This is a genomic window from Hydrogenophaga soli, from assembly GCF_054777695.1.
On record NZ_BAAHAK010000003.1, the window covers coordinates 479439 to 500139 of the forward strand.

The following is a 20701-nucleotide window of genomic DNA, read 5'->3' on the forward strand; positions in this document are numbered from 1 at the left end:
TGTCGTTGCCCGCCGCCCTCCCGGCACAGGCCGGAACCGTCAATGAACGGTGTCAACCGCCTCCACAGGCAGCACGCCTTCGGGCCACGGGACCGGGGCCTCCAAGGCAAAGTCCACCGCGGCCAGGGCGTGCAGCGTGGTGGTGTCGAACAGCGGCAGGGCCAGGTCATCGGCGCCCAGGATCAGCGGCAGCTCGGTGCACCCCAGGATGATGCCCTCGGCCCCCTGCGCCGCCAGGTCGGCACAAATGGCCTGCAGGGCTTGACGCGCCGCCGGGTGGAAGTGGCCTTTGCACAGCTCCTCAAAAATGATGCGGTGCACCTCGGTCCGTCCGGCCTCGTCAGGGACCACACAGTCAATCCCTCGGGCAGCCAGACGCTCTTTGTAGAACGGCTGCTCCATGGTGAAGCGGGTGCCCAGCAAGCCCACCTTGCGCAAACCCTGCGACACGATGGCGTCGGCCGTCACCTCGGCAATGTGCAGCAAAGGCACGGCAATGGACTGCTGCACCGTGGGCGCCACCAGGTGCATGGTGTTGGTGCCGATGAGCACGCAGTCGGCACCGGTGTCTTCCAGGCGTTGGGCCGCGTCGGACAGGATGTGCGACATGCCCGACCAATCCCCGGCGCGTTGGCGGCGGGCGATGTCCTCGAAATCCAGGCTGATCAGGTTGAACTTGGCCGAGTGCAAGCCGCCCAGGCGCCGCGCCACCTCGCGGTTGATGACCTGGTAGTACATGGTGGTGGATTCCCAGCTCATGCCGCCGATCAGTCCAATGGTCTTCATGGATACCCCTTGAAATGTTGAAAACAAGGGAAAGTATGGGCAAGTACAAGCAAAAATGGATTGCTTTTATTCCCACTTTTGGCAACGCATGTAGAATTTTTTTCTACTTTTTAAGTAATTAGTGCAACATTCACCATGAAGCGCCTGGACGCCACCGACCGCACCATCTTGCGCCTGCTGCAGCAGGACGCCGACATGCCCCTGGCCCGCCTGGCCGAGGCGGTCCACCTGTCACCCACCCCCTGCTGGCGGCGGGTTCAACGGCTCAAGGACGAGGGCATCATCCGCCGCCACGTGGTGCTGCTGGACGCCCGCAAGCTCAATGTGGGGGTGACGGTGTTCGTCACCGTCAAAACCAACCAGCACAGCCAGGCGTGGTACGAGCAGTTCCACGACTCGGTGAACCAGATCCCCGAAGTGGTGGAGCTGTTTCGCATGAGCGGTGACGTGGACTACCTGCTCAAGGTCGTGGTGCCCGACATCGCCGCCTACGATGCGGTGTACAAATGCCTGATCCGCACCGCCGACCTGATCGACGTGAGCTCCAGCTTCGCCATGGAAGAAATCAAGTACACCACCGCGTTGCCGCTGGACTACGCGGTTTGACCGAACCGCCAAAAGAACGGCACGCGCCCTGCCTGCTCCTGCATTTCCAATCAAAATGCGCGTTCAGCCCGAGCACCATCGGGTGCAGATGGAGACAAACCGTGACGATTCCCCTTCGCTCCTTGACCCTGGGCCTGTGTGCCTCGGTGATCAGTCTGGTGTGCTCACTGCCGCTGACCGTGTCAGCAGCGTCACTCACCGCCTTCACCCCCAGCATCAGCGTGGGGACCTCGAACCTGATGCTCAACGGTGCGGGAACGCGCTATCGGTTTGCCTTCAAGGTGTACGACATGGCGCTGTACACCACCCAGAAAGTCAGCACCCCGGCGTCGCTGCTGGCGCTGCCGGGTGCCAAGCGCCTGCAGTTTGTGGCCTTGCGTGAGCTGCCGGGCACCGACCTGGGACGCCTGTTCATGCGCGGCATGACGGACAACGCCACCCCCGACCAGATGCGCCGTCACACCGTGGCCACCACGCGGTTGATCGAGGTGTTTTCCGGCCGCCCCAAGATGTTGCCCGGCCAGACCTTTGCCATGGAGTTTGACCCCGGCAAAGGCACCACGTTCTACATCGAAGGCAAAGCGGTGGGCGAACCCGTGGGCAACGACGAGTTCTTCACCCTGGTGCTGAAGATCTGGTTCGGCGACTCCCCCGCCGACCTGCTGTTGCGCGACGCCCTGCTGGGGCAGTGACCTCCTCGGTGGGTTGAGGCCACCCGCCCAGCGCATCCTGCGCAAACAGCCTCACACCCGCTCGAAAATCCCCGCAGCGCCCTGCCCCATGCCCACGCACATGGTGACCATGCCGTAGCGCTTGATGACCGCTTCATCAGGTGGCAAATTTGCTACCATCACCCCATGTTTGCAGTGATTGACACCAACGTCTTTGTGGGGGCTTGCCTGGGTGTCGGGGCTGCCAATGCGGTGGTGGCCGCCTGCCTGAACGGTGAATGCACGCCACTGATGAGTGCGGCCTTGTTTGCCGAGTACGAAGCTGTGCTCCAGCGAGCCACGTTGTTTGAAGGCTGCCGCCTGAGTGCCGCCGAGCGCGACGAGCTGTTGGACATCTTCATGTCGCACTGCACCTGGACGCGTGTGTACTACCTGTGGCGACCCAACCTGCCCGATGAGGGCGACAACCATTTGATCGAATTGGCCGTGGCGGGGGGTGCACGCCATGTGGTCACCAAAAACCTGCGCGATTTGCAACGCATGGAATTGCGTTTTCCGGGGCTTCAAATCATGTTGCCCGAAGACTTTCTGAAGGAGCTGCCATGACCGCACTCACCTTGCGCCTGCCCGATGAAAAGCACCGCCGCCTGAAAGCCTTGGCGCAAAGCCGTGGCACGCCCATCAACCGCCTGCTGGAAGAAATGACCACCCTGATGTTGGCCGAATTTGACGCGGAAACACGCTTCAACGTTCGCGCCGCGCGCGGTGCTGGGCATGACGAAAAGGGGCTGGCCTTGCTGCAAAAAGCGCAAGGGGGTCCAACCTGAAGGATGGGGTGCACCCGTGTGCGCCAGCCAAGCGGCGGCACACGGGCGGAAAACGCATCACACCCGCTCGAAAATCCCCGCAGCGCCCTGCCCCATGCCCACGCACATGGTCACCATGCCGTAGCGCTTGTTGTGGCGGCGCAGCGCGTGCACCACGGTGGCGGCGCGGATGGCACCGGTGGCCCCCAGCGGGTGACCCAGGGCGATGGCGCCGCCGTTGGGGTTGACCTTGGCCGGGTCCAGGCCCAGCGTGTTCATCACCGCCAGGCTCTGGGCGGCAAAGGCTTCGTTCAGCTCGATCCAGTCCAGGTCGTCCTGGTGGATGCCTGCGTTCTTCAGCGCCGCGGGAATCGCCTCCACCGGGCCAATGCCCATCAGGTGCGGGGGCACGCCACGGCTGGCATAGCTGACAAAACGGGCCAACGGCGTCAGGCCAAAGCGCTTGACCGCCGCCTCGCTGGCCAGGATCAGCGCACCGGCACCATCGCTGGTCTGGCTGCTGTTGCCTGCGGTCACCGTGCCCAGCCCGGTGGGGCTGAAGTCGGCACGGCGGGGCGTGGCAAACGCGGGGCGCAGCTTGCCCAGTCCTTCCAGGGTGGTGTCGGGGCGGGCCCCTTCGTCCTGGCTCACGGTGCGGGTGCGGGTGCTGACCTCGGCGGTGTCGAGGTTGACGCTGCGCTCGGTCACCTCCACCGGGGTGGTTTCGTCGGCAAACTCGCCACGCTGCTGCGCCAGCAGGGCGCGCTGGTGCGATTGCAGGGCAAAGGCGTCCTGGTCGGCGCGGCTCACCTTCCACTGCTGGGCCACCTTCTCGGCGGTCAGGCCCATGCCGTAGGCGATGCCGTAGCTGTCCACGTCGTCGGTGTTGGCGAAGATGGAGGGTGACAGGCTGGGGCTGTTGCCCATCATGGGCACCATGCTCATGCTTTCGGCCCCGGCGGCAAACATCACGTCGGCCTCGCCCACGCGGATGCGGTCGGCCGCCATCTGGATGGCGCTCAGGCCCGAGGCGCAGAAGCGGTTGACGGTGATGCCGCCCACGCTTTTGGGCAGCCCGGCCAGCACCGCACCCACGCGGGCCACGTTCAGGCCTTGCTGCCCTTCGGGGATGGCGCAGCCGCAGATCACGTCTTCGATGCTGGCAGGGTCCAGGCTGGGCACCTGGGCCAGGGCCGAGCGCAGCACATGGGCCAGCAGGTCATCGGGCCGGGTGTTCTTGAAGAACCCGCGGTGCGACTTGCCAATGGGCGTGCGCGTGGCGGCGACGATGTAGGCGTCTTGAACTTGTTTCATGTCTGTTTCCTTTTGCCTGAAGCTCAGGCTTGGCGGGGCCGGGCAGGTACCCAGGCCCACACGAATTCACATTCCACCGGCTCTGCGCCGGCCTCGTCGGTCACCACCACCCGCACGCTGACCTCACCCTTGTCGGTGCTGTGCAGCGCCTGCTGTTGCTCGGGGGTGAGCGTGGCCACCGCCGTCAACCCGCCCGTGGCCCGCTTGCGAAAGGCCATGGACAGGCTTTTGGCCAGGGGCAGGCAGTCGTCGCGCACGTTCATGCCCACCACCATGCCGGTGGCCGTTTCGGCCAGCAGGTTCATGGCCGAGGCATGCACGCCGCCAATGTGGTTCTGCACCGCCCGCCGGTTGGCCAGGCGCACCTCCACCCGTTCGGGGCTCATGTGCACGAAGTTCACCCGGGCCGTGCCGGTGAAGGGCACGGCCCGGTGCAGCACCAGGTTACGCACCCAGCCACGCAAGAAAGCCGGGGCCTCGGACAGGCGCTCCAGGCTGCGTTGCAGGCGGTTGGGCGCGACGGCGATGGTGACGTTTTGCATAAAAATATGGCTATAGCGCTTTATATACAAGCGTAAGCAGCTACTGTTTTTGCAGTACCCATCAGTTGCGCAACGGCTTGCCGGTGGCCAGCATGCCCATGATGCGTTCCTGCGTCTTGGGGTGCTCCAGCAGGCTGCAGAAGGCCTGGCGCTCCAGCGTCATCAGGTAGTCCTCGCTCACCAGCGTGCCCGCCTCGACCTCGCCGCCCGTCAGCACGTTGGCGATGAGGCTGGAGATGTGGAAGTCGTGCTGGCTGATGAAGCCGCCGTCGCGCATGTTGACCAGGCTGCCCAGAATGGTGGCCTTGCCCGGACGGCCCGCCACCGGGAACAGGCGCTTGTGCGGCGCACGGTAACCGGCGTTGTACAAGGCCTTGGCTTCGGCCAGGGCCACGTACAGCAGTTCGTCCTTGTGGGGCACGATCAGGTCGCTGTCCAGCACATAGCCCAGCTTGCGGCTTTCCAGTGCACTGGTGCCCACGCTGGCCATGGCGGCAGCCTTGAAGCCTTCGGTGAGGAAGGGCAGCAGGTCCTTGTTGGTGCTGCTGGCCGAGGCTTCGGCGGCGCGGCGGGCGATGTAGGTCAGGCCACCGGCCCCGGGCACCAGGCCCACGCCCACTTCCACCAGGCCCACGTAACTTTCCATGTGCACCACGCGGCGGGCGCTGTGCACCGCCAGTTCGCAGCCACCGCCCAGGGCCAGGCCGCGCACCGCGGCCACCACGGGCACGGCGGCGTAGCGGATCTTGAGCATGACCTGTTGCAGCGCGTGCTCGGCCTCGTTGATGGCGGCGGCACCGCCCATCATGAAGCCGGGCAGCATGGCCTGCAGGTCGGCCCCGGCGCTGAAGGGTTCGTCGCCCGACCAGATCACCATGCCCTGGTAGCCGGCCTCGGCCAGGTCCACGCCCTGGGCCAGGCCCTCGGCCACGTCGGGGCTGATGGCGTGCATCTTGGTCTTGATGCTGGCGATCAGCACCTCGTCGTCCAAGGTCCACAGGCGGATGGCGTCGTCCTCGTGCAGGGTTTTGCCGGCGGTGCGGAAGTCGGGACCTGACTCGCCCAGCAACAACTCGGGGAAGTGCTGGCGGCTGTACACCGGCAGCGTGCGGCGGCCTTCAAACTGGCCGGAGGTGGGGTTCCACGAGCCTTGGGCGGTGTGCACGCCCCCGGCACCCCCGTTTGATGTCGCCACGGGCCCCTCGAACACCCAGGCCGGCAGCGGCGTGTTGCACAGCGCCTTGCCGGCATCAATGTCTTCCTGGACCATCTTGGCCACTTCGAGCCAACCGGCTTCCTGCCACAGTTCGAAGGGGCCTTGCTTCAGGCCAAAGCCCCAGCGCATGGCCTGGTCCACGTCGCGGGCGGTGTGGGCGATGGTGCCCAGGTGCACGGCGGCGTAGTGGAAGCCGTTACGCAGCACAGCCCACACAAACTGGCCTTGCGGGCCTTCGCTGTTGCGCAGCAGGCGCAGGCGCTCGGCCGCGGGCTTTTTCAGCATGCGGGCGTACACCTCGTCGGCCTTGGCGCCCTTGGGGGCGGCGCAGGGCACGTAGTCGCCTTCGGCCAGGTCGAAGCGGTGGATGTCGCGGCCCACCTTCTTGAAGAAGCCGGCCTTGGTCTTCTGACCCAGGTTCCCCAGCTCCAGCAGCTTTTGCAGCACGGCGGGCGTGTCGAAGCTGCCGTAGAACGGGTCGGTGTCGGCGTTCAGCGTGGTTTGCAGCGTCTTGATGACGTGGGCCATGGTGTCCAGGCCCACCACGTCGGCGGTGCGGAAGGTGCCGCTGGAAGCGCGGCCCAGCTTCTTGCCGGTGAGGTCGTCCACCACGTCGTAGGTCAGGCCGTAGCGTTCCACCTCTTTCATGGTGGCCAGCATGCCGGCAATGCCCACGCGGTTGGCGACGAAGTTGGGCGTGTCCTTGGCACGCACCACGCCCTTGCCCAGGCCGGTGGTGACAAAGGCTTCGAGCTGGTCCAGCACACCCGCGTCGGTGGTGGGCGTGGCGATCAGCTCCACCAGGAACATGTAACGCGGCGGGTTGAAGAAGTGGATGCCGCAGAAGCGGGGCTTCAGCTCGGCGGGCAGCGCCTCGGACAGCGCAGTGATGGACAGGCCCGAGGTGTTGGAAGCCACGATGGTGCCGGGGGCGATGTGGGGCGCGATCTTCTGGTACAGGTCGTGCTTCCAGTCCATGCGCTCGGCAATGGCCTCGATGATGAGGTCGCAACCGGCCAGCAGGTCCAGGTGGTCTTCGTAGTTGGCGGCCTGGATCAGGCCCGCGTCATCGGCCACACCCAGGGGCGAGGGCTTGAGCTTTTTCAGGTTGTCGATGGCCCGGGTGACGATGCCGTTTTTCGGGCCTTCCTTGGCGGGCAGGTCGAACAGCACCACCGGCACCTTGACGTTGACGAGGTGGGCGGCAATCTGCGCCCCCATCACGCCTGCGCCGAGCACGGCGACTTTTTTCACATTGAAACGCGACATGTTGTTCCTTCAATGCCCCGCATCCGCGGATGGGGGCGGACAGTTCGAATCAGGGCTGGGCCGACACCCGCACCCAGGTCTGGGTGCGACCGATGAAGGCGATGGAGCCGCGCACCTCCAGCTTGGCGCCGCCTTCGATGGGGGTCAGGCGCAGGCTGTAGTTGCGGCCGCTTTCGGGGTCGAGGATCTTGCCGTCTTCCCACACATCCTTGCCCTCGACCTTCTTGGCCCCACGGATGATCTCCAGGCCCAGCATGGGTTTGTCCTTGCGGTCGTCACTGCACTCGGTGCAACGGGCGGCCTGGTCAGCCCCTTTGCGCAGCAGCTTGTCCACACGGCCACTCAAGACCCCGCCGTTGTCGGTGATGACGATTTCGCTCTTGACCTCGTGGGTCTTGTCGTCGATCGAGTGCCAGCGCCCCACCGGCGTCATCTGCGCCTGGGCACTCCAGGCGGACAACACAAAAATCATAGCAACAGCACCTTTTATAGAAAGCGCCAGATCCATTTTTTTCATGTGATTTGTCTCCTGAATGGCGGTGGGCGGGGCGTGGCGACGGGGGGCGATCAGGCCAGGGCCAGGTCGGTGTCCATCAACACCTTGCTGCCCGCACGGGCGGTCAGCATCAGCGTGGCGGTCTCGGGGTACAGCTTGGCAAAGTAGAAGCGTGCCGTCTGCAGCTTGGCGGGGTAGAACGGGTCCGTGCTGCCCGCGGCCATGGCCTTGAGGGCCACGCTGGCCATGCGGGCAAAGAAGTAACCGAACACCATGTGGCCGACCACGCGCAGGTAGTCCACGGCGGCGGAGCCGACCTCGTCGGGGTTCTGGAAGCCCTTGAAGCCGATTTCGGTGGTGAACTTGGTGACCTTGTCGCCCATCATCGCCAGCGGGTTGATGAACTCGGCCATCTTCTCGTTGACGCCCTCTTCTTCCACCAGTGCAGCCACCAGCTTGCCGAACTTCTTGAGCGTGGCGCCGTTGTTGCCCAGCACCTTGCGGCCCAGCAGGTCCAGGCTCTGGATGGTGTTGGTGCCTTCATAGATCATGTTGATGCGGGCGTCGCGCACAAACTGCTCCATGCCCCATTCCTTGATGTAGCCGTGGCCGCCGAACACCTGCTGGCACATCACCGTGGCGGTGAAACCGTTGTCGGTCAGGAAGGCTTTGACGATGGGGGTCAGCAGCGCCAGCATTTCGGCGCTGTCCTTGCGCACCTTCTCGTCGGGGTGGTGCAGTTCCTTGTCCAGCAGCATGGCGCAGAACAGGTTGAGTGCACGGCCGCCTTCGGCATAGGCCTTGGCGGTCAGCAGCATCTTGCGCACGTCGGGGTGGACGATGATGGGGTCGGCCGGTTTGTCGGTGGCCTTGGGGCCGGTCAGGGCACGCATTTGCAGGCGGTCCTTGGCGTAGGCCAGGGCGTTCTGGTAGGCCACTTCGGTCAGGCCCAGGCTCTGGTTGCCCACGCCCAGGCGGGCGGCGTTCATCATCACGAACATGGCTTGCAGGCCCTTGTTGGGCTGGCCCACCAGGGTGCCCACGGCGTCTTCCAGCACCATCTGGCAGGTGGCGTTGGCGTGGATGCCCATCTTGTGCTCCAGTCCGGCGCAGAAGATGCCATTGCGGCTGCCCACCGAGCCATCGGCGTTCACGTTGTACTTGGGCACGGCAAACAGGCTGATGCCCTTGCTGCCCGCGGGCGCATCGGGCAGGCGGGCCAGCACCAGGTGGACGATGTTGGGTGCCAGGTCATGTTCACCCGCGCTGATGAAGATCTTGGCACCGGTGATCTTGTAGGTGCCGTCGGGCTGGGGCTCGGCCTTGGTGCGCAGCAGGCCCAGGTCGGTGCCGCAGTGGGGCTCGGTCAGGCACATGGTGCCGGTCCATTCGCCGCTGACCAGCTTGGGCAGGTAGGTGGCCTTCTGTTCGGGCGTGCCGTGGGCGGCCAGGCATTCGTAGGCGCCGTGGCTCAGGCCGGGGTACATGGTCCAGGCCTGGTTGGCGCTGTTCATCATTTCGTAGAAGCACTGGTTCACCGTGAAGGGCAGGCCCTGGCCGCCAAACTCGGGCTCGCAGCTCAGCGCGGCCCAGCCGCCGTCCACGTACTGCTGGTAGGCCTGCTTGAAGCCCTTGGGCGGCGTCACCTCGTGGGTGGTCTTGTCCAGCGTGCAACCTTCTTCGTCCCCGCTGATGTTGAGCGGGAAGATCACCTCGGCTGCGAACTTGCCACCCTCTTCCAGCACGGCGTTGATGGTGTCGGTGTCCACCTCGGCATGGCGCGGCATGGCCTGGTAGTCGTCGGTGACCTTCAGCACTTCGTGCATCACAAACTGCATGTCACGCAGGGGGGGGTTGTAAACGGGCATGGCGGTCTCCTGTGGACAAAAAACGGCTGAAAAAAACAGAAATCAGCCCACCAACGGGTGGGGGCTGGACAAGGGAACGGGATCCGAAGGGGCCTGGGCCGTGGCGTGTTCAGCCACGATGCGTTCGAAGCCAGCCAGGGCACGGCCCACACCTTCGGGGGATTGGAGGAAGCGGGCCTCGTAATGCAGGGCCAGGATGAGGCCGTGGATTTCGAAGGTCATCTGCTGTTCGTCGGTGTCGGGCTTGAGGTGGCCTTCCTTCTTGGCCAACACCACGGCGCGCTGCATGGCCGCCAGCCAGGTCTTGACCGAGCTGGCCAGCGCATCGCGCACCGGGCCAGGGCGGTCGTCGAACTCCACCGCACCACTGATGTAAATGCAGCCCGAGTCGATTTCGATGCTGGTGCGCTTCATCCAGTTGGCAAACAGGGCCCGCAAGCGGGGCAGGCCGCGCTGTCCGGCCACCGCAGGGAAGAACACCTCTTCTTCGAACCGGTGGTGATACTCTCGGACCACGGAAATCTGCAGCTCCTCGCGTGAGCCGAAGTGGGCAAACACGCCCGACTTGCTCATCTGCATGACCTCGGCCACGGCACCGATGCTCAGACCCTCCAACCCCACGTGGGTGGCCAAGCCCAAGGCGGCCTCCACAATGGCCGCGCGGGTCTGCTGCCCTTTGGCCAAGGACTTGGTCGAAACACGGCGCCCCCCGCGGGTGGCGGTGGTGGTGCGGTCTGTGTCGGATGCGGTGGCGTCGGGCATGGAAAACGGAGGGGGCACAAGAAAAACAAAACGAACGGTCGTGCTATTTTGCAGGCAAACATGTCCGTCTGGTGAACCCCCGTGCCGATTGGCTTAGAGGATTACCCCTAATGAGCGTCGAAACAGACTTTGGCGCTCAACCCTTGCCCGCCGGGTGCCCCCTCCAACCGCAAGGTGGCGGCATGGGCTCGGGCGATTTCATCGGCAATGGCCAACCCCAGGCCACTGCCTTCGGCCTGGGTGCCGGGCACGCGGTAGAAGCGTTCGCGCACGCGGGTGCGCTCGGCCTCGGGGATGCCGGGGCCGTTGTCCACCACCTCCAGCCACGCCTGCCCGCCCACCATGCCGCAGCGCAGGGTGACACAGCCCCCCGCCGGGGTGTAGCGCAGGGCGTTGTCCACCAGGTTCATGAGCAGCTCGCGCAGCAGCCATTCATGCCCGTCCACCTGCGCAGGCTGGGCATCCATCCCCAGGTCGATCTGGTGCGACAGCGCCTCGTCCAGCAGGCTGGACAGCACCGCTTCGCACAGGCGCTGCAAATCCACACGCTGCATGGGCTGGGTGGCCAGGGTGGAGGCGTCGGCCCGGGACAAGGCCAGCAGCTGGTTGGCCAGTTGCGAGGTGCGGCGGCAGGCCGCACGCAGGCGCAGCACCTGCTCCACCGGCAGTTGCAGCCAGGGGTCGGCACCGCGGGAGCCTGCGGCCATGCCCCAGGCTTCCACCTGGGCCTGCAAACCGGCAATGGGGGTGCGCAGCTGGTGCGCGGCATCGGCCACAAAGCGGCGCTGGGCCTCGGCCTGGGCGTTCACCATTTCAAACAGGCGGTTGAGGGAGCCCACCAGGGGCTTCACCTCGCTGGGAATGGCCTCTGCGGCCAAGGGACTCAGGTCGCGGGGCGAGCGGTGTTCCACCGCGGTTTTCAGCTCCACCAGCGGGCGCAGCGCCCGCTGCACCGCCCAGCGCACCCACCAGGCGGCCACCACCATCAGCACGGCGTTGGGCAGCAGCACGCGGCTGAGCACGGTCTTGAACCACTGTTGCCGGGCATCCGACCCGTCGGCCAGCTGCACGATGACCTCGCCCACCGCCGTGTGCACGCGCTGGGCAATCACACGGTAAGTCACGCCGCCTTCGGTCACGCTGACGAATTCAGGCTCCAGGGTGTTGGGGATCATGGCGGGCAGCCAGGCGTCGCCCAGGATCAGTTCGCCATTGGGGGCGACGATGCTGTAGCCGGTGCTCCCATCGCGGGCGTTGAGGAACTCGTCCACCGGCGGTGCCATCAGCAGCACAGGCCGCAAGGGTTTGAGTGCGGCTTCTTCCGGGGCCGTGGCAGGGTCGGGGGCTTCCGCCGACAGGATGGAGTCGGCCAGCATGGGGGCCAGCTTCATCAGCAGCTTGTCCTGCTGCACCGCCGCGGTCCCGGCGGCCTGGTAGTGCAGCCAGGTGCCCACCACCAGCACCAGACCAAAGGGGAACAGCAGCAACAGCAGCAGGCGGCGCTGCAAATCCCCCATCAAGGGGTGGCGGCGCTCAGGTTCCGCCATCGACGGCGGGCCCGGAGGCCTCTGCGCCGGAACTCAGCTCCAGCCGGTAGCCAAACCCTCGGATGGAGCGCAGCACCACCCCGGCCGGGTCCAGCTTGGCCCGCAGGCGGGACACGTAGACCTCGATGGCGTTGGGGGTGATTTCCTTGTCCCACCCGGTGAGGGCCTGCAGCAGCTTGTCCTTGGCGGCGGGTTTGGGGGCCTGAAGCAACAGGTATTCCAGCACCGTCCACTCCCGCGGGCCCAGGTCCAGCAGCACACCACCCACCCGGGTCTGGCGCAGAGCAGTGTCCATCTCCAGCGGGCCAAAGCTGAGCACCGCCGATGTGGCAGCTTGCGAGCGCCGCAGCAAGGCACGCAAGCGGGCCAGCAGTTCGGGCAGTTCGAAGGGTTTGACCATGTAGTCGTCCGCGCCCAGGTCCAGGCCCTGCACCCGGTCTTCCAGGGCGTCGCGGGCGGTGAGGATGAGCACGGGGAAGGTCTTGCCCTCGGCCCGCAGCGCGGCGGTGAGCGACAGGCCGTCCATCTGCGGCAAACCGATGTCGATGACGGCAATGTCAAACGCCTCGGCCTGGGCGGCCTCCAGCGCACGCTCGGCGCTGCCCACCCAATCGACCGCATAACCGGCGTCGCACAGCCCCAGCTTGATGCCGCTGGCCACCATCAGGTCGTCTTCCACCAGGAGCAGGCGCATGGGATTTAAGAAAAATTGGCCTCTGGCGCTTTATATAAAAGCGAAAGCAGCTATACAAAAAATAGCATTCATCAGCCCGGCAAACCCTGGCACCACGGGGAGGCAGCTCAGGCCGAGCGGATCATGGTGCCAAACGGCTGGTTGCCCAGCACCTCCAGCAGCAGGGCGTGGGGCACCCGCCCGTCGATGATGTGCACGGCGTTCACGCCGGCCTTGGCGGCGTCGAGCGCACCGGCAATCTTGGGGATCATGCCGCCGCTGATGGTGCCGTCGGCGCACAGTTCGTCGATGCGCTGGGGGGAGAGTTCGGTCAGCAGCTCGCCGGCCTTGTCCAGCACGCCGCGAATGTTGGTCAACATCAGCAGCTTTTCGGCCTGCAAGGTGGTGGCCAGGCGCGCGGCCACCACGTCGGCGTTGATGTTGTAGCTTTCGTTGTGCTCGCCAAACCCGATGGGGCTGACCACGGGGATGAACTGGTCGTCCTGCAGGGCCTTGACCACGCTGGGGTCGATGGCCACGATGTCGCCCACCTGCCCCACGTCGTGCTCCACCTCGGGTTGCTGCGGGTCGGTCAGGCGCAGTTTTTGCGCTCGAATCATGGCGCCATCGCGCCCGGTCAGGCCCACGGCCTTGCCGCCCGCGGCGTTGATCAGGCCCACGATGTCCTGCTGCACCTCACCGGCCAGCACCCACTCCACCACCTCCATGGTTTCGGCATCGGTCACGCGCATGCCCTGGATGAACTGGCCCTTCTTGCCCAGGCGTTGCAGCAGGGTTTCGATCTGCGGGCCGCCGCCGTGCACCACCACGGGGTTGATGCCCACCAGCTTGAGCAGCACCACGTCTTCGGCAAAGTCCTGCTGCAGGGCCGGGTCGGTCATGGCGTTGCCGCCGTATTTGATGACCATGGTGCGCCCGTGGTACTTGCGGATGTACGGCAGGGCCTGGGCCAGGATTTCGGCCTTTTCGCGGGGGGCAATGTGGGTGACGTCGGTCATGGTGGGGAGCCAGTTCTACAAGGGAAAGTCAGTGCCGACCGCGGCGAATCCAGCGCGGCACCTTGAAGCGCACAATCATCAGGTAGGCGGGCACGTAGGTGCACACGAACAGCACGCAAAACGCCAGCAGCACGGGGGTGTTGCGCCAGAACAGCAAGGCCGGGATCACCGTCAGCAGCGTGAAGCCCCACAGGTAGGGCGAGGTCCGGTTGTTGCGCATCAGCATGCGCCGGGCCTCATCGTCGTGGAACACCTCCCGCACGATGCGGCGGTAAATGAGCTGATGGAAGTGCAACGCATCCGCCACCCCCGGAGACACGCCGCGCACCATCTTGCGGTAGATGGAAAACACCGTCTCCCACACCGGATAGATCAGCAGCAGCATGGGAAACCACGGTGACACCTCGGGGTGCCGCTGCACCAGGGTGATGCTGGCAATGGCCGTGACGCCGCCCCACAGGTACGCGCCGCCATCCCCGGCAAAAAACAGCCCACGGGGGTAGTTCCACACCAGAAACCCGGCCGTGGCCCCCACCAGGCACATCAACATGGCCGCCAGCTGCCGGTCTCCCACCTGGAGCGACACATGCGCCAGCGCCAAACACACCAGCACGGCCACAAACCCCGCCAAGCCGTTGTAGCCGTCGATGATGTTGAAGGCGTGGGGCAAACCGGCGATGGCCAGCAGGGCCAGCAAAGCCCCGCCCATGGGAACCATGGTCCACCAACCGTCCAGCGCAGGGATGCCCAAACGGTCAACGGACAACCCCAGCCAGGCAACCGCAACCGTCGCCCCCAAAAAACTCAGCACCATTCGATGCCGGGCAGACAGTCGCTGCGTAAAGTCTTCAACCAAACCTCCCGCAACCGTGGGAATGAGCGCCAAAGCCCAAGAAAACAGCATCTCAAACTTGAGATTGGCATTGATCTGCTGTGCCACGCCATCCACGGCCACACCGACAGACCATGCCGTCACCAAACCCACACCCAGGGCAATCCCGCCCACGCGAGGAACAGCCCCGGCATGAAACCGTTGGGGCATGTCGTGCCGATACAGCCGCGCGTGCCCCTTGGCGGACCGAACGATCCAGACCCCGGACAAAAACGCCCCAACAAAGGCAATGACCGTCAAAAAAACCATGCGCGCCTTGAAATAGTCCTCAATTATCAGTGGGACTGTTCACCAGCCGCCCTATGCTCTCCACGCATCAGCCCCGAAAAACTTCGGTACAAGACATCAGAGCCAAACGGGTGATTGTCCGGATCCAAGGAAAACATGTTCATTTGATCCCAAACACGCCCGCCGCTCCAACGCACCTCCATGAAGAACGATGCAAACCGGGCTCCCGCGCGTTGATGGGCGGTCAAGGCAGCGTCAAGTTCTGTCTCGCTCAATGGCTTCAACGGATGGAATTCGGTGATGCCATAAGGGCGAACCTGCAGATTCCATGTCGGCCATCGCCTGGTTTCTGCATCGTTCTGAGCCTCCCGCCAATCCAGCAGACGCTGACCATAAATGGGGTCTCCATACAAGCTGATGCCCAAGGCCATGCCAGAACGCCGAGACAACGAGTCGCCAACCGCAAACCTCGACTCATCCCAACTCGGATTGGTGAACGGGACGATCTGGTGCGTGAACACCGCCTCACGCGGCACGCAACTGTCTTGAATCGGCTTGGCCATGTACGCCAAATAGCGGGTCACCTGTTCAGCCCTGAACGCATGCCAAATGGGCACCAGTGGGTTGAAGTAGACCGACATTTGGTCCCTTGGCATGTCCACGGAAAACCGGGTGGAGTCCGCAGGTTCCAGCCAATCGGGCAAGGCTTGCATGGGCATGGTTTGCGGACTGGCCTGAGATCGATCCAGTATTCCCACATGCCGCGCACCCAAATGCTCCAGCCGTCCATCGGTGCGTTCCAAGGCCACATCCACCCGGTACAACCCCGTTGGCAACGCCCTGAAATCGATGTCGTGACGCCAACCCACATCGGCCATCCCTAACGCAGGCAGCGCTTGCAGCACATCCTGACGCCCTTGATTGACCGGCACACGCGCAATCTGGCGACCATTCAAGTACACGCGAATCCAATTCAACCGACCAGAAGCCATGGACGGCACGTGCACCCATCCAGACACGGGCAAGACCCCTGCAGCAAACGCATCAATGTGATCCTGGTAACGGGTCAAGCGATCCCGCCGAATGTCCAGCGCAGGCGGATGAACCTCATCGAAAGACCCATAGTCAGCAGCCACCACCTCGTTGAGCTTGGCGACAGAGCCAAACCGTTGGCGCAAGTACTGCCGAAAGTCCGCCTGGGACGTGGCGCTGTAGTCCGAGACCTGATAGGGAACATCCCAACCCATCCCCGTTTCGAAACCGGGAAACAGCTGATGGGTTTCACCCAACACCGTCACACCAACCAGCCGTTGGCGCACCTCGTACGGCAAGGCACACACACCTTTCAACACGGCAGAAATGGCCTCCTGCCGTCGACGCGTCAGGGAATTGTCACGGCGAGCCACTGTCCACGGATAGATCTTGATGTCGTAGTACTTGTCGATGGGCAAAACGCCTGCGGGGGTTTGAGCCAGATTGGAAGGGTCTGACGCCAACTCCTTCTCCAAATCCCCCTCCACCTCGAAATGGGTGGAAAACAAGTACATCAGAACAGGTCGGTCCAGTGACTGAATCGTGTTGACCACGCGCTGCACCGCCTGCTGACGAACGACCCACCCCCTTTTTTCGTCTCGCTCAAAAAGACGAAGCAGGGGGACATTCAGCGTGTAACCGAGTTGGTACCGCCCATCTGGACTGATGGCTGGCCCCAACTCGTTCAAACTCGCCTCGACCAGCCGATGCGCCGAGTCCCGAACGCCCCCACAGGGGCCAATGCTCTCATCCGACGACTTTGCCAACAGGCAATCGCCCAACGTGCTGATCATGGGAAGCAGCAACATCGGTCGTGACCCAAGCCCCCTGACTGAGATGCCCCCCAACACCAAGAGACACCCCAGCAGCAACGCGGCTAACGCGACCATCAACTTCCTGTAAACCATCCTGCCCTTCCCTCTGATGAATGCTCACTCCACGGCTCGCACCTGGAGACCAGGTGCCAGTTTAGCGACCCAGAGTCTTCCCCATGCCTGGGCATAATCGTCGCATGCAAGGCCATGCTCAACCCCACGTCTACCAAAGGTCCGTCTCGTCCATTGAGCGCAGTTCTCTGAGTGTTCTTGCCCATCACATTGTTCCGGACTCTGTCGTCCTTGACCTGGGCTGCGGCACAGGTGCGCTGGGACACTGGTGCAGCCAAAACGCCCCCGTGGTTTTCGATGGCGTCACGCACAACGCCACCGAAGCAGCATTGGCCCGGCCCAGCTATCGACGCGTGGAAGTGGGTGACCTGGAAGTGATGAACTTGGCAGCCACTTTTTCAGAGGCTGCTTACGATGCCATCGTGTGTGCCGATGTGCTGGAACACCTCCGTGCGCCCCAACTGCTTTTGGCGCAGTGTCGATCGCTGCTCAATGCGGGCGGAAAACTCCTGATTTCCATTCCCAATGCGGGGTATTGCGGGCTGTTGGCCGAGCTGATGCAAGGCCAATTCCAGTACCGAGATGAGGGCTTGCTGGATCGGACACACCTGCGATTCTTCACTCGCCACAGCGTGATCGATTTTCTGTCTGACCACGGATGGCGCATCACGCACATGGAGGCCATTGAACGCCCGCTCACAGAATCCGAATTCAAGATTCCGTTTGATCACACCCCTCCCGCAGTCACCCGGCACTTGCTGGGCATGCCTGATGCCGTCAGTTACCAGTTTGTCATCGCATGCGAGCCAGCAACCACTGCCCCGCATGCGGACAATGCGCAGTACCGGGCGTCAACAGGTACAGCACACATTCCATTCAACGCAGAGTTGTATCTGTCCGACACCCCAGAATTCAGCGAGCAATACAAACTCAGAGCCACTGGCACCATTGGTTTGCAACGCCAAACCTTGAGGTTCGAATGGGATCGCGGGTGGCCCATCACGGTTCAGCACATTCGCTTGGACCCAGCTGATCGTCCTGGATTCTTGCACCTGTTTGCGGCACGGCTGCTCACCGACACGGCAACTCCGGTCTGGGAGTGGACCGCAGGCACGCCTTCGCCAGAGGCTCTGGACCTTGGACACGTGCCCCACCATCAGATTCTGTGGACATTACCCGGTGTAGCCACCCCCACGCCACTTCTGCTGCTCCTTGACGAAGACCCCTGGTTTGTCATCCCCATTCCAGCCGAAATCAGCGCCACCACATTCCGTCAAAAGGGGGCGTTTGAAATCGATGTAGGCTGGCCCATGTCTGCAGACCACCTGGCAGCGGCCCAGACCGTTCTGGCACTGCGCCAACAGCTCTCGGAAGCTCTGCATCAATCTGCTGCTTCGCATGAAACACAGCAACAACAAGTCGAACAGTTGCAAAAAGCCGTTCATCAGGCGGCGAATGTTGAACATGTTCAGAAGCTTCAACTACAGCAACTGCAAGAAACATTGAAGGCCATCACCCAAGACAGAGAGCGGCTGAAACAGGATCACCTCAGACTTCAAGTGCAGCAAACAGAAACACGACAGCAATTCAATGAACTGGCCAACCATTTGAGGTGGATCGAAAACTCCACCGTGTTTCGAGCCACACGACCTTTGGTCCACCTCAAAATGAGCTTGCAACGACTCATGGAAGCACCGGCTGCCCCCGCTCAATCTGCACAAGCAACCCCCATTCAGCCTCCACAAGGTTTGGTGGACGTGATCGTCCCGGTCTACAAAGGCTTGGAAGACACACGTCGGTGCATTCTGTCCACGCTGGCAAGCCCATGCAAAACCCCATTTCGCCTCATCGTCATCAACGATGCCAGCCCTGAACCCGAGGTTTCCGAATGGCTGCGAGACATTGCCGCCACCGACAACCGCATCACGCTGCTGGAAAACCCCCACAACCTTGGCTTTGTGGAAACCGTCAACCGCGGCATGACCCAAAGCGCTGAGCATGACGTGGTTCTGCTCAACAGCGACACCGAGGTTGCCAACGACTGGCTGGACCGATTGAGGCGCTGTGCCCACGGCGACCGGCGAATCGGAACGGTCACCCCGTTTTCAAACAACGCCACCATTTGCAGCTACCCCCGCTTTTGCACAGCCAATGCGCTGGTCAACGACCAAACCACCGCATCACTCGATGCGCTGTGTGCCGACACACTTCCCGGACAAGCTGTCGACGTTCCAACGGGAGTTGGGTTCTGCATGTACATCCGCCGCGACTGTTTGACAGACGTAGGCCTGTTTGACGTGCAGAACTTCGGCAAAGGTTACGGAGAGGAAAACGACTTTTGTCGGCGAGCAGCAGCCCGCGGTTGGCGCAACATGCATGCACTGGACACCTTTGTGCTCCATGCGGGCGGCGTCAGCTTTGGTGACAGCAAGAGCGCCCGAGAGCTGGCCGCCATGGAAACCCTTCGTCGTCTGTACCCAGACTATGAAACGGAAGTCATGCGGTACATCCAGCTCAACCCCGCACAACCCCACCGCCATCTGTTGGATTTGGCGCGACTGAAAACCAGCCCACGCCCCAAGGTTCTCGCCATTTGCCACAACCGGGGGGGCGGCACCTTGCGCCACGTCCGCGAGCTGGCGGGCACATTGCAGCAAGATGCCCATTTCCTGTTGCTTCTACCCACCCCCGGTCGCAAAGTGTCCCTGCAATTTGCCGATGCCACCGAAGGGCTCCACCTAGAGTTCTCGTTGGAAAGCGAGTGGGAAGATTTGGTGGACCTGCTGCAAACACTGGACATCGTCTTGGTGCATGTTCATCACCTGTTGGGGCACGATCCATTGATCCAGACCCTTCCCCAGCGCCTGGGTGTGCCGTGCGATTTCACGGTTCATGACCATTACAGCCGTTGCCCCCAGATTTCACTCACCGACCACACGCAGCAATATTGCGGTGAACAAGGACGTGAGCAATGCAATCGATGCCTGAAGCACTCGCCAGCCCCGGGCAATGTCACCATTGACACTTGGCGGGACCACCAACAAGCCTTTCTCAGAAACTGCCGCCACATCCTCGCGCCCAGCCTGGACACGGCACAGCGCATGCGTGCATGGCTTCCGCATTCAGACATTCGGATTGCCCCCCATACTGATCTGAAGGACATTTCGGCGCTACCGCAACCCACCGCGCAACCGCTTTCAGCAAGCCAACCCTTGCGGGTGGTGGTGATTGGAGCTCTCAGCATCATCAAAGGCGCAGACCTGCTGGATCAAGTCGCCCAGCTGGCCGCGAAATCCCAGGCCCCCATTGATTTTCACTTGGTGGGCTATGCCTATCGCAATCTCAAAACCAGGCCAGGCTCCCACCTGACCGTCCACGGGGAATACCAAGACCGTGACTTGCCAGCCCTGCTGAACTGGCTTCAGCCTCACGTGGTGTGGTTCCCCGCTGTGTGGCCCGAAACCTACAGCTACACCTTGAGTGCCTGCCTGCAAGGAGGCTGGCCCGTTGTGGCCCCCAACCTGGGGGCCTTTCCCGAACGACTGCAAGGGCGCGCCTGGAGTTGGGTCCTGTCCTGGAACCTCACCCCGGAGCAAGTGCTGAAACAACTGCTCGAACTTCGACAAGCGAATTTCCTGACCACCATCCCACCGAAGGTGTTGGAGGCCTCCGTCTCGCTGGCCCCCACATTCCTGGATTGGGACTATCACAAAGACTACATTCCCACGGGACTCGCGCGGAATGACCATCACCCGCTTCCTTCGGTGGCATGGCTGTCCTCCCATCGCCCGAACCGAACCGAAGGAAGTCTTCAAACCTTGCACACCGGACTGCGGCAACAAGCTTTGCGGGGCTTGGTGCGCCTGCGCTCTGCGCCAAGTTTGCGCTTCTTGACACAAACCATTCCCCTGCGCTGGCAAACCCGGGTCAAGAGTTGGCTGTTGCGCTGAGAAATGCCACTGAACCGCCCCGGGTTTTGAGGAGGCTCCAACTCTTGAGAAGATGGAGCCATGAACAAGTCACCGAAGTTCTCCCCAGAAGTCCGCGAGCGCGCTGTGCGCATGGTGCAGGAGCACCGAGCCGACTA

The 20701-nt window shown here is 63.2% G+C and carries 17 protein-coding genes; 5 read left to right on the forward strand and 12 right to left on the reverse strand.

Features of this window, described 5'->3' with window-relative positions; translation table 11 throughout:
• Nucleotides 1–39: 39 nt before the first annotated feature.
• The gene (locus tag ACYVB7_RS08135; protein ID WP_460506244.1) at nucleotides 40–786 is read right to left on the reverse strand and encodes an aspartate/glutamate racemase family protein; all 747 of its coding nucleotides are present in this window, start codon (nucleotides 784–786) and stop codon (nucleotides 40–42) included.
• A gap of 144 nt (nucleotides 787–930) precedes the next feature.
• Between ACYVB7_RS08135 and ACYVB7_RS08140 the strand changes: the two genes are divergently transcribed.
• The 4 genes from ACYVB7_RS08140 (at nucleotide 931) to ACYVB7_RS08155 (ending at nucleotide 2890) form a co-directional block, all read left to right on the forward strand.
• Complete coding sequence (locus ACYVB7_RS08140; RefSeq protein WP_460506275.1) at nucleotides 931–1392, forward strand: Lrp/AsnC family transcriptional regulator; 462 nt, start codon at nucleotides 931–933, stop codon at nucleotides 1390–1392.
• Nucleotides 1393–1493: 101 nt separating this feature from the next.
• Nucleotides 1494–2084 (forward strand): chalcone isomerase family protein, encoded by a 591-nt coding sequence (locus tag ACYVB7_RS08145; RefSeq protein WP_460506245.1) that lies wholly within the window; start codon nucleotides 1494–1496, stop codon nucleotides 2082–2084.
• Nucleotides 2085–2249: 165 nt separating this feature from the next.
• Nucleotides 2250–2669 carry a putative toxin-antitoxin system toxin component, PIN family gene (locus ACYVB7_RS08150; RefSeq protein ID WP_460506246.1) on the forward strand — a complete coding sequence of 140 codons (420 nt, stop codon included), beginning with the start codon at nucleotides 2250–2252 and terminating at the stop codon, nucleotides 2667–2669.
• Nucleotides 2666–2890, forward strand: a complete 225-nt coding sequence (locus ACYVB7_RS08155; RefSeq protein WP_460506247.1) for a toxin-antitoxin system HicB family antitoxin — start codon at nucleotides 2666–2668, stop codon at nucleotides 2888–2890. Before ACYVB7_RS08150 ends, ACYVB7_RS08155 begins: the two co-directional genes overlap by 4 nt.
• A 57-nt stretch (nucleotides 2891–2947) precedes the next feature.
• Here the strand turns inward: ACYVB7_RS08155 and ACYVB7_RS08160 are convergent, their stop codons facing one another.
• The 11 genes from ACYVB7_RS08160 to ACYVB7_RS08210 all read right to left on the reverse strand — a co-directional run bounded on the left by ACYVB7_RS08160 (nucleotide 2948) and on the right by ACYVB7_RS08210 (nucleotide 16521).
• Nucleotides 2948–4183: an acetyl-CoA C-acetyltransferase gene (locus ACYVB7_RS08160; RefSeq protein ID WP_460506248.1), complete on the reverse strand. Its 1236-nt coding sequence runs from the start codon at nucleotides 4181–4183 to the stop codon at nucleotides 2948–2950.
• A gap of 23 nt (nucleotides 4184–4206) precedes the next feature.
• On the reverse strand, nucleotides 4207–4725 hold the full coding sequence (locus tag ACYVB7_RS08165) for a hotdog family protein (RefSeq protein WP_460506249.1): 519 nt from the start codon (nucleotides 4723–4725) through the stop codon (nucleotides 4207–4209).
• Between the two features lie 61 nt (nucleotides 4726–4786).
• On the reverse strand, nucleotides 4787–7210 hold the full coding sequence (locus ACYVB7_RS08170; RefSeq protein ID WP_460506250.1) for a 3-hydroxyacyl-CoA dehydrogenase/enoyl-CoA hydratase family protein: 2424 nt from the start codon (nucleotides 7208–7210) through the stop codon (nucleotides 4787–4789).
• Nucleotides 7211–7259: 49 nt separating this feature from the next.
• The gene (locus ACYVB7_RS08175) at nucleotides 7260–7718 is read right to left on the reverse strand and encodes a DUF2147 domain-containing protein (RefSeq protein ID WP_460506276.1); all 459 of its coding nucleotides are present in this window, start codon (nucleotides 7716–7718) and stop codon (nucleotides 7260–7262) included.
• A 59-nt stretch (nucleotides 7719–7777) separates the two neighbouring features.
• A complete protein-coding gene (locus ACYVB7_RS08180) occupies nucleotides 7778–9574 on the reverse strand; it encodes an acyl-CoA dehydrogenase family protein (protein ID WP_460506251.1) in 1797 nt (598 codons plus the stop codon).
• Nucleotides 9575–9616: 42 nt separating this feature from the next.
• On the reverse strand, nucleotides 9617–10336 hold the full coding sequence (locus tag ACYVB7_RS08185; protein ID WP_460506252.1) for a TetR/AcrR family transcriptional regulator: 720 nt from the start codon (nucleotides 10334–10336) through the stop codon (nucleotides 9617–9619).
• 107 nt (nucleotides 10337–10443) lie between these two features.
• On the reverse strand, nucleotides 10444–11883 hold the full coding sequence (locus ACYVB7_RS08190; RefSeq protein ID WP_460506253.1) for a sensor histidine kinase: 1440 nt from the start codon (nucleotides 11881–11883) through the stop codon (nucleotides 10444–10446).
• Nucleotides 11870–12577: a response regulator transcription factor family protein gene (locus tag ACYVB7_RS08195; protein WP_460506254.1), complete on the reverse strand. Its 708-nt coding sequence runs from the start codon at nucleotides 12575–12577 to the stop codon at nucleotides 11870–11872. The genes ACYVB7_RS08190 and ACYVB7_RS08195 overlap by 14 nt, the downstream gene beginning before the upstream one ends.
• Nucleotides 12578–12684: 107 nt before the next feature.
• The gene (gene argB / locus ACYVB7_RS08200; RefSeq protein WP_460506255.1) at nucleotides 12685–13575 is read right to left on the reverse strand and encodes an acetylglutamate kinase; all 891 of its coding nucleotides are present in this window, start codon (nucleotides 13573–13575) and stop codon (nucleotides 12685–12687) included.
• Between the two features lie 28 nt (nucleotides 13576–13603).
• Nucleotides 13604–14716, reverse strand: coding sequence for a glycosyltransferase family 4 protein (locus ACYVB7_RS08205; protein ID WP_460506256.1), 1113 nt, complete (start codon nucleotides 14714–14716; stop codon nucleotides 13604–13606).
• 26 nt (nucleotides 14717–14742) lie between these two features.
• Nucleotides 14743–16521, reverse strand: coding sequence for a hypothetical protein (locus ACYVB7_RS08210; RefSeq protein ID WP_460506257.1), 1779 nt, complete (start codon nucleotides 16519–16521; stop codon nucleotides 14743–14745).
• Nucleotides 16522–16739: 218 nt separating this feature from the next.
• Here ACYVB7_RS08210 and ACYVB7_RS08215 point away from each other — a divergent pair, with 218 nt between their 5' ends.
• Complete coding sequence (locus tag ACYVB7_RS08215) at nucleotides 16740–20564, forward strand: methyltransferase domain-containing protein (protein ID WP_460506258.1); 3825 nt, start codon at nucleotides 16740–16742, stop codon at nucleotides 20562–20564.
• Nucleotides 20565–20701 lie beyond the last annotated feature (137 nt).